The 13,094-nt window shown below is 64.4% G+C and carries 14 protein-coding genes and 1 pseudogene; 8 read left to right on the top strand and 7 right to left on the bottom strand.

The features are described from left to right. Window positions 1-207 (bottom strand): annotated as a pseudogene (locus tag ACWGS8_RS34945) (adenosine kinase); the annotation flags it as partial. Between the two features lie 248 nt (window positions 208-455). Here ACWGS8_RS34945 and ACWGS8_RS34940 point away from each other — a divergent pair. Further along, window positions 456-1,358: a DMT family transporter gene (locus ACWGS8_RS34940; RefSeq protein ID WP_454585179.1), complete on the top strand. Its 903-nt coding sequence runs from the start codon at window positions 456-458 to the stop codon at window positions 1,356-1,358. A gap of 94 nt (window positions 1,359-1,452) precedes the next feature. Then, the gene (locus tag ACWGS8_RS34935) at window positions 1,453-2,151 is read left to right on the top strand and encodes a sulfate transporter family protein (protein ID WP_454585178.1); all 699 of its coding nucleotides are present in this window, start codon (window positions 1,453-1,455) and stop codon (window positions 2,149-2,151) included. A gap of 27 nt (window positions 2,152-2,178) precedes the next feature. Here ACWGS8_RS34935 and ACWGS8_RS34930 read toward each other — a convergent pair whose 3' ends face one another. From ACWGS8_RS34930 to ACWGS8_RS34910, 5 genes are all read right to left on the bottom strand, one after another. Beyond that, window positions 2,179-2,982: an isocitrate lyase/PEP mutase family protein gene (locus tag ACWGS8_RS34930; RefSeq protein WP_454585177.1), complete on the bottom strand. Its 804-nt coding sequence runs from the start codon at window positions 2,980-2,982 to the stop codon at window positions 2,179-2,181. Window positions 2,983-3,058: 76 nt separating this feature from the next. Then, window positions 3,059-3,913: a hypothetical protein gene (locus ACWGS8_RS34925; protein WP_454585176.1), complete on the bottom strand. Its 855-nt coding sequence runs from the start codon at window positions 3,911-3,913 to the stop codon at window positions 3,059-3,061. Window positions 3,914-3,984: 71 nt separating this feature from the next. After that, on the bottom strand, window positions 3,985-4,644 hold the full coding sequence (locus tag ACWGS8_RS34920) for an HAD family hydrolase (RefSeq protein WP_454585175.1): 660 nt from the start codon (window positions 4,642-4,644) through the stop codon (window positions 3,985-3,987). Next, window positions 4,644-5,129 (bottom strand): dUTP diphosphatase, encoded by a 486-nt coding sequence (gene dut, locus ACWGS8_RS34915; protein ID WP_454585174.1) that lies wholly within the window; start codon window positions 5,127-5,129, stop codon window positions 4,644-4,646. Before dut ends, ACWGS8_RS34920 begins: the two co-directional genes overlap by 1 nt. A gap of 96 nt (window positions 5,130-5,225) precedes the next feature. Further along, complete coding sequence (locus ACWGS8_RS34910) at window positions 5,226-5,696, bottom strand: Lrp/AsnC family transcriptional regulator (RefSeq protein WP_454585173.1); 471 nt, start codon at window positions 5,694-5,696, stop codon at window positions 5,226-5,228. Between the two features lie 113 nt (window positions 5,697-5,809). Here ACWGS8_RS34910 and ACWGS8_RS34905 point away from each other — a divergent pair, with 113 nt between their 5' ends. From ACWGS8_RS34905 to ACWGS8_RS34895, 3 genes are all read left to right on the top strand, one after another. Beyond that, window positions 5,810-6,058, top strand: a complete 249-nt coding sequence (locus ACWGS8_RS34905; protein ID WP_454585172.1) for a DUF6356 family protein — start codon at window positions 5,810-5,812, stop codon at window positions 6,056-6,058. A gap of 15 nt (window positions 6,059-6,073) precedes the next feature. Beyond that, window positions 6,074-6,874, top strand: coding sequence for a class II glutamine amidotransferase (locus ACWGS8_RS34900; protein WP_454585171.1), 801 nt, complete (start codon window positions 6,074-6,076; stop codon window positions 6,872-6,874). Window positions 6,875-7,053: 179 nt separating this feature from the next. Next, window positions 7,054-8,427: an amidase gene (locus ACWGS8_RS34895; RefSeq protein WP_454585170.1), complete on the top strand. Its 1,374-nt coding sequence runs from the start codon at window positions 7,054-7,056 to the stop codon at window positions 8,425-8,427. Here the strand turns inward: ACWGS8_RS34895 and ACWGS8_RS34890 are convergent. After that, entirely contained in the window at window positions 8,421-9,494 is a 1,074-nt protein-coding gene (locus ACWGS8_RS34890; protein WP_454585169.1) for an NAD(P)/FAD-dependent oxidoreductase, read from the bottom strand. The two genes, ACWGS8_RS34895 and ACWGS8_RS34890, sit on opposite strands and share 7 nt — an antisense overlap. A gap of 125 nt (window positions 9,495-9,619) precedes the next feature. Here ACWGS8_RS34890 and ACWGS8_RS34885 point away from each other — a divergent pair, with 125 nt between their 5' ends. The 3 genes from ACWGS8_RS34885 (at window position 9,620) to ACWGS8_RS34875 (ending at window position 12,835) form a co-directional block, all read left to right on the top strand. After that, on the top strand, window positions 9,620-10,216 hold the full coding sequence (locus tag ACWGS8_RS34885; protein ID WP_454585168.1) for a TetR family transcriptional regulator C-terminal domain-containing protein: 597 nt from the start codon (window positions 9,620-9,622) through the stop codon (window positions 10,214-10,216). After that, complete coding sequence (locus tag ACWGS8_RS34880; protein WP_454585167.1) at window positions 10,213-11,142, top strand: haloalkane dehalogenase; 930 nt, start codon at window positions 10,213-10,215, stop codon at window positions 11,140-11,142. The genes ACWGS8_RS34885 and ACWGS8_RS34880 overlap by 4 nt, the downstream gene beginning before the upstream one ends. Before the next feature lie 100 nt (window positions 11,143-11,242). Continuing rightward, window positions 11,243-12,835: a peptide chain release factor 3 gene (locus tag ACWGS8_RS34875; RefSeq protein WP_454585166.1), complete on the top strand. Its 1,593-nt coding sequence runs from the start codon at window positions 11,243-11,245 to the stop codon at window positions 12,833-12,835. The last annotated feature ends 259 nt before the right edge of the window (window positions 12,836-13,094 follow it).

Below are 13,094 nucleotides of genomic sequence, written 5' to 3'. Positions count from 1 at the left end.
GGCGACGCCGGCCGCCGTGTTGCCGGCGCTGCCGCCGGAGGCTTCGATCGCCGGACCCATGCGGCTGTAGAGCAGTTCGGCGCGGTGGGTGTCGATGAGGTTCATCGCGCCTTTGATGATGCCGTTGGTTTCGAGGAATTCTTCCTCGCACTGGGCGATGATGTCGACAATGGCATTGCCGATGCAAAGCACGTCATAATCCGGCATCAATGTCTCCGCCAAAAAACCCGGGCCGGCTTCCTGCCATGCTGGCCGGGCGCGGGTTTAGCGATTCGCGGCGGCTTTGCCTAGGGTATGTTGATATTCAGGTGATGCCGGCCTGACCCGAATCGCAACGAACCCTGGAGCGCGACACGCCAGGCGCTACGACAATTCGACCGTGGACGAAGCATTTCGTCTGGCCGTCGCTTACAAGCTGGCTCTGCCGATCACCCATCAAAGGCGAGCCAGTTCCCATGTCTACAAAGAGCGATACGACAACCGACCTGGCCTTGCTCGGCGTGCTGGCGGTGCTGTGGGGTGCTTCCTACACTTTCATCAAGATCGGCGTCCAAACCATCCCCCCGGTGACTTTCATCGCCGCCCGTACCTTGATCGCCGGCGGCATCCTGTTCGCCATCATCCGCTGGCGCGGGCTGACGATGCCGGGCGATGCGGCCACCTGGCGCCGCTTCGCCTTCCAGGCCTGCCTCAACAGCGTCATACCGTTCACGCTGATCGCCGCGGCCGAACGCTCGGTCGATGCCGGCCTCGCCACCATTCTCAACGCGACCTCGCCGATCTTCACCTTCCTGCTGACGGCGCTCATCACCCGCCACGAGCCGGTCACGGTGCGCAAGCTGATCGGTGTCGGCGCCGGCATTGCCGGCATCTGCCTTATCGTCGGCACCGAGGCGCTGGGCGGTCTCGGCCATGAATTGTGGGCGCAGGTCGCCATCGTCGTGGCGACGATCTGCTATGCCGGCGCCGCCATCTTCGGCCGCGGCTTCAAGGGCCTCGATCCGATGCTGCCGGCGGCAGGCTCGATGCTCTGTGGCGCGGTCATGTTGGTGCCGCTCAGCCTGGTGGTCGACCAGCCCTGGACGCTCACCCCATCGACGGCGTCGATCCTGGCCCTGCTCGGCCTGTCGGTGTTTTCGACCGCACTTGCCTTCGTCATCTATTTCCGCCTCATCCACACGCTGGGTTCCGTCGGCACGACGTCGCAGGCCTATCTGCGCGTGCCGATCGGCGTTGGCATAGGCGCCGTCTTCCTCGGCGAAAGCCTGGGGCCGACGGCATGGCTGGGCATGGCCTTCGTCGTGGCCGGCGTCGCGGCCATGACCATCCCGGTCCGCAAGCCGGCCTTCGCCCGTTAGACGCCCCGATTTGCTTGTGCTCTAGCCTCGCGCTGCCTATCTCGGGGAGCGTCCCGCCTGTCGGCGGTGTCCGCTGACCTGGGGTTGAAGCACGGTGATTTTCGACGCTGCCCGCACCGCGGCTCTTGAGCTGCTCTCGCCGCCGTTTCGTGCCGTGTTCATCAAGACGCTGGGCTTGACCGTGCTGGCGCTGGTCGCCTTGTGGTTCGGCCTGACCAGCCTTGTCGAGTGGCTGGCTTTGCCATGGCTCCAGACCTTGTTGCCGGGTATACCGTCCTGGGCCGGCTGGCTGGGCGGCATCATCGCCGCAATAGCGCTCGCCTTCGGCATGGCGCTGCTCGTAGCGCCGGTCACGGCGGTGATCGCCGGCCTGTTCCTCGACGATGTCGCCGAAGTGGTCGAGCGCACCGACTATCCCCGCGACCCGGTCGGGCGCGCCATGCCGGCATGGCGCTCGCTGGTGCTGGCGATAAAATTCCTCGGCGTTGTCATTCTCGGCAACATCGTGGCGCTCATGCTTCTGCTGGTGCCGGGCATCAACATCGCCGCCTTCTTCATCGTCAACGGCTATCTGCTCGGCCGCGAATTCTTCGAATTCGCCGCGATGCGTTTTCGTCCGGAGGACGAAGCCAGGGCCTTGCGCCGGCAGTATGCCGGCACGGTGTTTCTCGCCGGGCTGGTCATCGCGGCCTTCCTTGCCGTGCCGCTGCTCAATCTGCTGACGCCGCTCTTCGCCGCCGCCATGATGGTGCATCTGCACAAGGCCGTTTCGGTCCGCAAAGGCCGCCGGTGACCGCGGTCGTCGTGCGACGGCCGCCGTTTAATCCTGGGATTTGCCGAACAGCGCCTGCAATTTGCCGAACGGCATGGCGGCGCGGGTGAAGCCGAACGTGCCGTCCTGCTGGATTTCGCGCGTCGCCGCCTCCAGCATGCCATAGGCGAAATTGGTCAGCCACGGCCCGAGCGAAACACGCTTCACGCCGGCCTTTGAGAGATCGGCGATGGAGAAGCCCGGTTTCGCCATGACGTTGACCGGCTTGCTGACCGCCGAACACAATGTGCGCACCATCTCGACGTCGCCGATGCCAGGCGCATAGAGCACGTCGGCGCCGGCCTTCTCGAACGCTTGCAGCCGCTTGATGGTGTCGTCGAGATCGGACTTGCCCCAGAGAAAATTCTCGGCCCGCGCTGTGAAGACGAAATCGCGTCTCAAGGCCCGCGCTGCTTCCACCGCCGCCGCGACGCGCTCGACCGCGTGGGAGAAATCATAGATCGGCCTGTCCGGATCGCCTGTGTGGTCCTCGATCGAGCAGCCGGCAAGGCCGGCCGCTTCCGCCGCGAAGATGGTTTCGGCGGCCCGCTCGGCGCTGTCGCCCTTGCCCTTCTCTAAGTCGGCCGAGACCGGCAGGTCGGTCGCCGCCGTCACCTCGCGGCAGTGATGGATCATCTGCTCGAAGGTCACCGCGCCGTCAGGCATGCCGCGCGAAAAGGCAAAGCCGGCGCTGGTCGTCGCCAGCGCCTTGAAGCCGAAGGATCCGAGCAGCTTGGTCGTGCCCGGATCCCAGGGATTGGGCATGACGAAGGTCGAGGCATGCAGGTCGCGAAAGATCTTGCCCTTGTCCATGAATGCTCCCCATCAAAAGTGTTTGGGGGCGGATGCTATCGCGCCGCCTTCGACCGGGCAAATAAATGCGCTTGGTTCAGAAGCGTTTCTCGTTCTCTGCTGCCAATTTCTCGAAGGCGTCGGAATCCTTGACGTAGCGCGATGTCTTCTTGTCCCAATGATAGGTGACGGAAATATCGTGCGACGACGCTTCGGGCGGCGCGTCATCGCAGCTTTCATCGCTTGGCACGGTGCTGTCGGTGACCGTCACCTTCACGGCGGCATAGGGCTGGCCGTCGGCGATGGTCTGGAAAGCCACATCCTGCTTGCGGCTGTAGGCGCAGAGCCTTTCGTCGAACGTGTAGATCATGTCGATCAGCTCGAATTTGTCGTCTCGGATCATGATCAGCGGCGTGATTACATAGCCTTGGCTCGAATTGAAATGGGTGCTCATGGTGATCAGCATGTCGTCGCCGGCGCCGATCGAAAGCTTGTTCGGCTCGCGGAAATAGGTGCTGCGGTCGACCGCGACATTGGCCGCATCCAGCAGTTTCGGCCTGGCCGTGACGTCGTAGAGCGCCAGCACCGCATAGCCTTCGGCGCTGTCGGGAGAATCGCCGAGGTCGAACAGCATCGCCAGCCGGTCCTTGCCGCCGGCCTTGATGGCAAGCACGGCGGCATTGGGCAGACTTGTCGTCTCGGGCGGCGAGCCGCCGCTATCAGGCCCCTCTATGTGCCGCATCTCGATCGGCGATCCGCCCTTGTTGAACCCGTCCCCGTCCGCGGCGAGGCTCGGGATGACCATTTTGGCCAGGTCGAGATAGGTGACATCGCTGCGGCCAGGCAGCGGGCTGCCGAGATCCGGGAAGCCGACGGTTTGCGCGCCGGCCGCGGTCCACAAGAACGGCAGCAGCATCACGGCGAGGATGAAGCGGAAAATGTTCGTTGGCATGAGCGCCCCCCAAGATCAGGCCACTCACGCTAGCACGGGTTCCAGCATCGCGCAGCCGTGCCGGAACCAAGTCAGTGGATCGGCACCAGCCCGGCCAGTTCGCGCATGTCGTCGAACAGGATGCCGCCGGCCTCGATCAGGCCGTCGCGGTCGGAATAGGGATCGCCATGATAGGAAAACACCCGCATGCCGGCGGCGATGCCGGCTTGCGTCCCAGCGACGCTGTCCTCGATGACGATGCAGTCGGCGGGCGCGAAGCCCATGGTCTTGGCCGCATGCAGGAACAGGTCGGGGAACGGCTTGCCGCGCCCGACCATGGTCGAGGAAAACATCGCATGTTCGAAGAGTGGCAACAGCCCGGTCTGGCCAAGGGTGATGTGCATCTTCGAAATCCGGGCCGAGGTGGCGACACAATAGGGGATGCCGGCCGCGCGGACCGCCTCGATGAACTCCCGCACATAGGGGATCGCCTCGACGCCATGGGAAAACAGGTACGGCAGGCCGGTATTCCAGCGCTCGACGAAATCGGCGCCGAGCCGGACCTCGGTCGTCTCCTCGATCTCTTTCTGCACCGAGGCCATGCTGCGGCCGGAGAAATTCCTGCGGCAATATTCGAAGCTTGTCGGATAGCCGGCAGCCGTCAACCATTCGGCGAGGCATCGATTGGCGAGATTTTCGGTGTCGACGAGGATCCCGTCGCAGTCAAAGATAACGAGTTTAGGTACTCGCATCAGGCTGTGCCGGTCGATCCGAACCCGCCTGAGCCACGCGCCGTGCCGCCAGCGAGCGAACGCTCTTCGACGGCCACCTGCGTCACCGCTGCGAAAACGATCTGGGCGATGCGCATGCCGCGTGTCACCGCAAAATCCTCGTCGCCGAGATTGATCAAAAGCACCTTCACCTCACCGCGATAGTCGCTGTCGACCGTGCCGGGGGAATTGAGGACGGTCAGGCCGTGCTTGAAAGCAAGGCCGGAGCGCGGCCGCACCTGACCTTCCATGCCTTCGGGGATCTCCAGGATCAGCCCGGTCGGCACCAAGGCGCGCTTCCCAGGCAGGATCAGCAGCGGCCGGTCGTCGGGTATCGCCGCGCGAAGATCCATGCCGGCGGCGCCGGTGCTTTCGTAGGCGGGGAGGGGAAGTCCTTCAGCATGCGGCAATCTGACGAAGCCGACGGTCGGACCGATGACGGAGGAGTTTTGGAGGGCTGCGCGCATAAAACCGATCCTATCGGCGCGATTGCCGATTCGGTCAATTCGCCCGCGCCGCTATCAACGGCTTTCTTTCAGGCATTACTGTGACCGGAGCACGCTTTAGCGCACTTCCATTGGAACAACCGTCGTCTCCTTGATCTCCTCCATGACGAAGGAGGCGGACACGTCCGACAGCGCCACCTTGGCGATCAGCCGCTGGTAGAGCCGGTCATAGGCCTTCACGTCGGCGACCCGGGCGCGCAGGACATAGTCGAGGTCGCCGGACATGCGGTAGACGCCGGTGATCTCGGGAAGGCCGGTCACCGCCGCCCGAAACTTCTGCAACCAGTCGGGATCATGGTTGGATGTACGGACCAGGATGAACACCGAAAGGCCAAGCCCGAGCTTGTCGGCATTGACCAGCGCCACGCGGCCAGTGATGACGCCATCCTCCTCCAGCCGCTTGACCCGCCGCCAGCAGGCGTTGCGCGACAACGCCACCCGTTCCGACAGCTGGTCGACCGACAACGTGCCGTCGCGTTGCAATTCGGCAAGCAGCTTTCGGTCTATTTCATCGATGTCCGGCGTCATGTTGGGATATTTGTCCCACGGAATGACAAAACACAAGGACATTTTGGGACCGATGAACCGGCGAAGCGTGTCAGGATACTCATATCGGAACGCAAGCGCTGAAGGGGATCTCAATGTCGGTCGCAAGCATGTTCACTTCTCATCCGGCCAAGGTCGGCGAAACCTATTTCGGCCATATGGCCTTTGCCGCCTGGTTCTCCTCGCGCCTGCTGCTGGCGGCGGGCGCTGCGCTCGTTCACGCTTTCTTGCCATTTCTCTTCGAGACTACCGCCAGCCGAATCGTCCGCGAGCTTTACGAGCGGACACACAACAGGGGCACACACGCGACCAAGGAGCCCGCGGCTCTCATGGATCGCGCCTAGAGGACAACAGAAGCAATGTGCCGGTGGGCGGCCTATCTCGGTGAAGCAGTCTTTCTCGAAGACATTCTGACCGCGCCCTGCCACTCGCTGATCGCCCAGAGCCATTGCGCCCAGGAAGCCAAGTCGCCGACCAATGGCGACGGTTTCGGCCTCGCCTGGTATGGCGACCGGCCGGAGCCCGGCCTCTACCGCGACATCCTACCGGCCTGGTCCGATCCCAACCTGAAGAGCCTATGCCGGCAGATCAAATCCGGCCTGTTCCTCGCCCATGTGCGGGCCTCGACCGGCGGCGCCACCAGCCGCATGAACTGCCATCCCTTCATCTCCGGTCGCTGGTCGTTCATGCACAACGGCCAGATCGGCGGCTTTGAGAAGATCCGCCGCGCGCTGGAGAATTCGCTGTCCGACGCCGTCTTCGACCAGCGCGAAGGCACCACCGATTCCGAACTGTTTTTCCTGCTGATGATCGACGAGGGATTGGCTGGCGACCCGCAAGGCGCGGTCTCGCGCGCCACTGCCCGTGTGCTCGAAGCCTCGCGCCGCGCCGGCCTCGAACCGGCGCTGAAACTCACCGCCGCCTTCACGGATGGGCAGGCGCTGTATGCGGTGCGCTATGCCACCGACGCCCATGCGCCGACGCTCTACACCTCTAGCCTACGCAAAGGCGGCGGCCGCTGCATCGTCTCCGAACCTTTCGATCGCGAGGGCGGCGATTGGCAGGCGATCCCGCCATCGAGCTTCGTCACCATGACTGGGGATGGCATGGCTATTCGGCCCTTTGCTCCGACGGCGGCGAAGGTGGCATTGGTCGGGTAAATCCTTCTCCAAGTCGGAAACGCCGCAGGACAGAAGGGGCGCCGCAGAGCGCAGACCTCAACGGACGGTCGGCGCAATTTCGATCAAGCACTACCAGGCTCCGAATGCTCAACTCCGCTTGAAGTCGTGCCGCTGTCCGCCATTTTCCAGGCGAGCGCGGCCAAGCCGGAGCCTTGATCATGAATCCCGTCTTCTCCTCAACCGTCGAACTCGCCGCCGCCATCGCCCGGCGCGAAATCTCTGCCGTCGAAGCACTCGATGCCCATCTGGCGCAGATCGACCGGCACAATGAAGGCGTCAACGCCGTCATCTCGCTCGACAGGGAGGGCGCGTACGAACGCGCAAAGAAGGCCGACGCGGCACTCGCGCGCGGCGCTACGGCCGGCCCGTTGCATGGCGTTCCCTTCACGCTGAAGGATATGCACGAGACATCTGGCATGAAAACCACGGTGGGCTTCCCGCCCTTCGCCGATTACGTCGCGAGCCACGACAGCCCGGTCGTTGCGAGACTGAAGGCGGCCGGCGGTGTGCTGACGGCCAAGACCAATGTCGCCACCATGCTGTCGGACTGGCAGTCGAACAATCCGCTGTTCGGCCGCACCCGCAATCCATGGAATCTTGAGCGGACGGCGGGCGGATCCAGCGGCGGCGCAGCAGCAGCGGTGGCGGCCGGCATGACATCGTTCGATGTCGGCACCGACATGCAGGATTCGATCCGGCTGCCGGCCGCCTTCTGCGGCGTCTATGGCCTGAAGCCAACCGAACACCGCGTCTCGCTGCCTGGCGCCTTCCCAAATCCAGGCGATGCCCCGCGCAGCGTGCGGCTGATGTCCTGCCTCGGCCCGCTGGCGCGCGGCGTGGACGATCTGTCGCTGATCTATCAAATCATCGCCGGGCCGGATGGGCGCGACGCCGATCTGGCGCCGGTACCCGTCGAGGCCATGCCGAAGCTCGGTCTCAACGCCCTGCGCATCGCCTTCGCGCCGTCCTTCCCCGCCTTCCCGGTGGCCGGCGAGATCAGCGTCGCGGTCGAAAACCTCGCAACGCAGCTGCAATCGGCCGGGGCGATTGTCGAGGAGGCAAAACTGCCCAAGCTCGATCTGCACGACGATCTCGCCCAAGGCGGGGCGCTGATCGGCATGATGATGGAGGCCGCGCAGCCGGAGCCGCCGGAGCGACCGACACCGGTCTCGCGCTGGTTCCAAGCGCTCGCCCGCCGCGACAGATCCATTCTCGCCTGGGACCGGTTCTTCGACGACTGGGATGCGCTGCTTTGCCCGGTCGCGATGACCACCGCCTTCCCACATTGCGAGCCGGGCACACCGATCAAGGTCGACGGCAAGGATCAAGACTACTGGATGCTGCCAGCCTATGGCGCCGTTTTCAACTACAGCGGCCATCCGGCGCTTTCGATGCCATGCGGACAGGATCGCGACGGCTTGCCGATCGGCCTGCAACTGGTCGGCAAACGCTGGTCGGAGGCGCGCGTGCTTGGTGTCGCGGCGGCGATAGAGCCGCTCACCGGCGGCTTTCGCCGCCCGCCGGCCTATTGAGCAAAGCGCGACAACCCATAGGGCGCCAGCAGCGGGTCGCGCTCGCCGTCGAGGATTTCCCGTGTGGCAAACAGGCCGACGGCCGGCGCCAGCGTGATGCCCGAATGCATCACCGCGACATAGAGCCCGTCCATGCCGTCAGCCCGGCCGATGATCGGAAAGCCGTCGATCGGATTGGGGCGGTAGCCGATGGTGTGGAAATCGAGTTCCAGCCCCTCGGCACCGCGCAACGCCGCCTTCGTCACCGCGAACAGGTCGCGCGCCGTGGCTTCGGGGTTCTGGCCGGGATCGCCGCCGGCGAAATCCGAGCCGGCGATGATGCGGCCCTCTGCCGTCTGGCGCATATGTAGCCTCTCGGCGTGCACCAGACCGTTGAGCAGCTTCTTGTATGGCCGCGAATGGACGATCAGGCCAGGTGGCGTTTCGATCGGCAGCTTGATGCCGGCAGTGGCGGCAATGTCAGGCGAGCCGACGCCAGCGGCGATCACCACCTCGTCGGCGGCGATCAGCCCATGCGATGTGTCCACGCCGGCCGTCCTCCCGTTGGTCTGGGCCAGCGCCGAGACCGTGCTGGCAACGACCCGCGCGCCATGCCGTTCGGCATCGCCCAGCAAGGCCTTCGCCGTCGCAACCGGCTCGGCCACGCCTTCCTCCGCGACATAGACAGCGAATTCAGGAGGCTCGACGAGGTTGGGTTCGATTTGCTTCGCCCGCTTGGCGTCAACGCGTTCGATGCCGTAGCCCCATGAAGAATGTTCGGCCGCGTAAGCCTCAAGCCTGTCGGCCGGCAGGTCGCAGCTCAGCCCGCCGCACCAGGCGAGTGGCAGCCCTGGCAGCTCATTCGCCAGTCGCCTCCACTCGGCCATGGCGCGGATGCGCAGCCGGAAATAGATTTCGGGGTTGCCCCAACTGGCGTTGATCCAGGCAAAGGAATTGGGCGTCGCGACGCCACCCGCGCCGCTTTCGGAAACGACGGCGACCTGCGCGCCTGCCCTGGTCAGATGCCAGGCGATCGAGGCGCCGATGATGCCGGCGCCGATGACGATCACTTGTTTCGCCGCAGCCATGTTCGCTCCTTTGCCTGATGGTCCGCCGAGGACACTCTTGCAGTGCCACCCCGTTCGTCACTTGCCAACATCGGACACGACAAAAATGCGCTTGACATCAATACGTACGTACGTATTATTCCGCCATGGCTAGACAATCACTCCGCGACAAACTTCTCGACGCCGGCTTCCAGACCATCTGGAATTCAGGCTATGCCGCAGCCGGCGTGCGCGACATTGTTGCCGCCGCCGACGCCCGGCCGGGATCCTTCACCAACCATTTCGCCTCCAAGGAGGCGTTCGTCGGCGAAGTGCTGGACCGCTACTTCACCTATGTCAGCGGGCTGGTCGAGGCTGCGCTGGCGCGGGACGGCACGCCGCCAATAGGCAGGCTGCGCCGCTACCTCGACGTCATCACCTCGAAGCTCGAGGCGCATGACTGGGCGCGCGGCTGCATGATCGGCAATCTCAGCCTCGAGACCGCGGTCCACAGCGAACCGTTGCGTCTGCAACTCGTCGCCATCTTCGAGCGCTGGCGCCGGCCATTCGCCGCCTGCATCGCCGAAGGCCAGGCGGCCGGCGACATCGCCAAGACCTTCGAGGCCGAGGACCTTGCCGACTTCCTGCTGTCGTCCTGGCAGGGCGCCATGCTGCGCATGAAGGTCGAGCGCGGCCCCGAACCACTCGAGCGGTTCAAGAAAGTCATCTTCAACACAGTGTTTGCAAAGGAGCAGACCCCATGACTTCGAAAGCCAACCCGCCTCAGCCGGTCGCCACCGCGCCAAGACGTTCGCAGATTCCGGTGCTCGATTCGACCATGTCCTATGTCGAGGCGGGAGCGTCCGGCCCCACCGTGCTGTTCCTGCACGGCAACCCGACCTCGTCCCATATCTGGCGCAACATCATCCCGCATGTCGCGCCGTTCGGCCGCTGCATCGCGCCCGACCTGATCGGCTACGGCCAATCCGGCAAGCCCGATATCGATTATCGCTTCTTCGACCATGTCCGCTATCTCGATGCCTTCCTCGACGCCCTCGACATCAGCGATGTGGTGCTGGCCGCGCAGGATTGGGGCACGGCCCTGGCCTTCCATCTCGCGGCACGGCGGCCGCGGCGCATTCTTGGCCTCGCCTTCATGGAATTCATCCGGCCCTTCGCGCGCTGGGAAGATTTTCACCAGCGCCCGCAAGCCCGCGAAATGTTCAAGGCACTACGCACGCCCGGTGTCGGCGAGAAGCTGGTTCTGGAAGACAATGTTTTCGTCGAGAAAGTGCTGCCGGCCTCGGTGCTGCGCACGATGAGCGAGGACGAGATGGACGCTTACCGGGCGCCGTTCCCGACGCCGCAATCGCGCAAGCCGGTGCTGCGCCTGCCCCGGGAAATGCCCATCGAGGGTCAGCCAGCCGACGTTGCTGCCATCAGCGCGCACGACCATCGCGCGCTGCGGCTGTCCACCTATCCGAAACTGCTGTTCGCGGGTGATCCGGGCGCGCTGATCGGGCCGCAGGCCGCGCGCGAATTCGCGGCCGGTTTGAAGAATTGCAGTTTCATCAATCTCGGGCCTGGTGCGCACTATCTGCAAGAGGACCATGCCGACGCGATAGGCAGCGCCATCGCCAGCTGGCTCCCGGAGGTCGTTTTGGGGAACCGGATCGGCGAGTTGGCCTGAGGCAAGCTATGGCATCCGGCGGCACCCGCGCCGCCGGACCGGTCGACAGCCCGGCACTACGCTGCTAGAAGCCCGGCCTGTCACACGGAAATCCCAGCGAATGCCCGAAACAATACCAGAGGAAGTGGCGCGCCGCCGCACCTTCGCGATCATCGCGCACCCCGACGCCGGCAAGACGACGCTGACCGAAAAGCTGCTGCTGTTCGGCGGCGCCATCCAGCTTGCCGGTGAGGTCAAGGCCAAGAAGGACAAGATCCAGACCAGGTCCGACTGGATGAAGATCGAGCGCGAGCGCGGCATTTCGGTCGTCACTTCGGTGATGACCTTCGAGTATGAAGACAATGTCTTCAACCTGCTCGACACGCCCGGCCACGAGGATTTCGCCGACGATACCTACCGCACCCTGTCGGCGGTGGACTCGGCCGTCATGGTCATCGACGCCGCCAAGGGCATCGAGCCGCGCACGCTGAAACTGTTCGAAGTCTGCCGGCTGCGCGACATCCCCATCATCACCTTCGTCAACAAGATGGACCGCGAAAGCCGCGATCCGTTCGAGATTCTGGACGAGATCGAGCAGAAGCTGGCGCTGGACACCGCACCCATCACCTGGCCGATCGGCCGCGGCAAGACATTTTCCGGCACCTACCACCTGGCGCTGAACGCGGTGCGCAAGGGCGACGACGAGAAGGAGCGCACGCCGGTCAACGGTCCCGATTCCAACCGCGTCGCCGGCCTGCTGCCGGACAATGAACGCGAGGCCTTCATCGAGGAACTGGAGCTCGCACGCGAGGCCTGCCGGCCGCTCGACATCGACGCCTTTCGCGAGGGCCATCTGACGCCGGTCTATTTCGGCTCGGCGCTGCGCAATTATGGCGTGCGCGACCTGATCGAGGCGCTCGGCGCCTTCGGGCCGCCGCCGCGTGCGCAGGAGGCCGATGCCCGCAAGGTCGAGGCGACCGAGGACAAGATGACGTCCTTCGTCTTCAAGATCCAGGCCAATATGGACCCCAACCATCGCGACCGCATCGCTTTCGTGCGCGTCTGCTCGGGCAAGCTCGAGCGCGGTATGAAGGCCAAGCTGGTGCGCACCGGCAAGCCGATGAGCCTGTCGGCGCCGCAGTTCTTCTTCGCTCGCACCCGCGTCACGGCGGATGAGGCCTTTGCCGGCGACGTCGTCGGCATTCCCAACCACGGCACGCTGCGCATCGGCGACACGCTGACCGAGGGCGAAGAAATTCTTTTCAGGGGCGTGCCGAACTTCGCCCCGGAAATCCTGCGCCGCGTGCGCCTCGGCGACGCCATGAAGGCAAAAAAACTCAAGGAAGCGCTGCACCAGATGGCCGAGGAAGGCGTCGTGCAGCTGTTCTCGCCCGAGGACGGCTCACCGGCCATCGTCGGCGTCGTCGGCGCCCTGCAGCTCGACGTGTTGAAGGAGCGGCTGAACTTCGAATACACGCTGCCGGTCGAGTTCGAAATGTCGCGCTTTTCCGTCTGCCGGTGGATTTCGTCCGACGACAAGGCCGAGACGCTTCGCTTTATCGAGGCGCATCGCGGCGACATCGCCAGGGACCTCGACAACGACCCGGTGTTTCTGGCCCAGCACGCTTTCTCGCTGAACTACGAAGCCGAGCGCTGGAAAGCGATCCGCTTCGCCACCATCAAGGACTACCAGGTCCGCGACAAGGCGGCGTGACCCAGCCACTTTCCTTCTCGCCGTGCACGGGGAGAAGGTGTCGCCGAAGGCGACGGATGAGGGGTGTTCCAGGGAACGCCAACGTCTCGCTCCGCTGGAGCACCCCTCATCCGTCTCGGCGCTGCGCGCCGATCCACCTTCCCCCACAAGGGCAGGGCTATCGCATATGAGCGATTGCCTGGATGAGATAGTCGTCATTCCAAGCGCATTTCTTGATGCGGTGGCTAATGGGGACTTTGTCGATGTCGGCGGCCTGAAG

Source organism: Mesorhizobium sp. 43Arga (assembly GCF_053714255.1).
The sequence above is the reverse complement of the archived record's forward strand: the minus strand, read 5'-3'. Positions and strand labels throughout refer to the sequence as shown.

Bases quoted from the DNA above. Each gene is read 5' to 3' on its own strand.
- ACWGS8_RS34940 (WP_454585179.1), top strand. From the start codon at position 456: ATGTCTACAAAGAGCGATACGACAACCGACCTGGCCTTGCTCGGCGTG.
- ACWGS8_RS34930 (WP_454585177.1), bottom strand. From the start codon at position 2,982: ATGGACAAGGGCAAGATCTTTCGCGACCTGCATGCCTCGACCTTCGTC.
- ACWGS8_RS34925 (WP_454585176.1), bottom strand. From the start codon at position 3,913: ATGCCAACGAACATTTTCCGCTTCATCCTCGCCGTGATGCTGCTGCCG.
- ACWGS8_RS34920 (WP_454585175.1), bottom strand. From the start codon at position 4,644: ATGCGAGTACCTAAACTCGTTATCTTTGACTGCGACGGGATCCTCGTC.
- dut (WP_454585174.1), bottom strand. From the start codon at position 5,129: ATGCGCGCAGCCCTCCAAAACTCCTCCGTCATCGGTCCGACCGTCGGC.
- ACWGS8_RS34910 (WP_454585173.1), bottom strand. From the start codon at position 5,696: ATGACGCCGGACATCGATGAAATAGACCGAAAGCTGCTTGCCGAATTG.
- ACWGS8_RS34905 (WP_454585172.1), top strand. From the start codon at position 5,810: ATGTCGGTCGCAAGCATGTTCACTTCTCATCCGGCCAAGGTCGGCGAA.
- ACWGS8_RS34900 (WP_454585171.1), top strand. From the start codon at position 6,074: ATGTGCCGGTGGGCGGCCTATCTCGGTGAAGCAGTCTTTCTCGAAGAC.
- ACWGS8_RS34895 (WP_454585170.1), top strand. From the start codon at position 7,054: ATGAATCCCGTCTTCTCCTCAACCGTCGAACTCGCCGCCGCCATCGCC.
- ACWGS8_RS34890 (WP_454585169.1), bottom strand. From the start codon at position 9,494: ATGGCTGCGGCGAAACAAGTGATCGTCATCGGCGCCGGCATCATCGGC.
- ACWGS8_RS34885 (WP_454585168.1), top strand. From the start codon at position 9,620: ATGGCTAGACAATCACTCCGCGACAAACTTCTCGACGCCGGCTTCCAG.
- ACWGS8_RS34880 (WP_454585167.1), top strand. From the start codon at position 10,213: ATGACTTCGAAAGCCAACCCGCCTCAGCCGGTCGCCACCGCGCCAAGA.
- ACWGS8_RS34875 (WP_454585166.1), top strand. From the start codon at position 11,243: ATGCCCGAAACAATACCAGAGGAAGTGGCGCGCCGCCGCACCTTCGCG.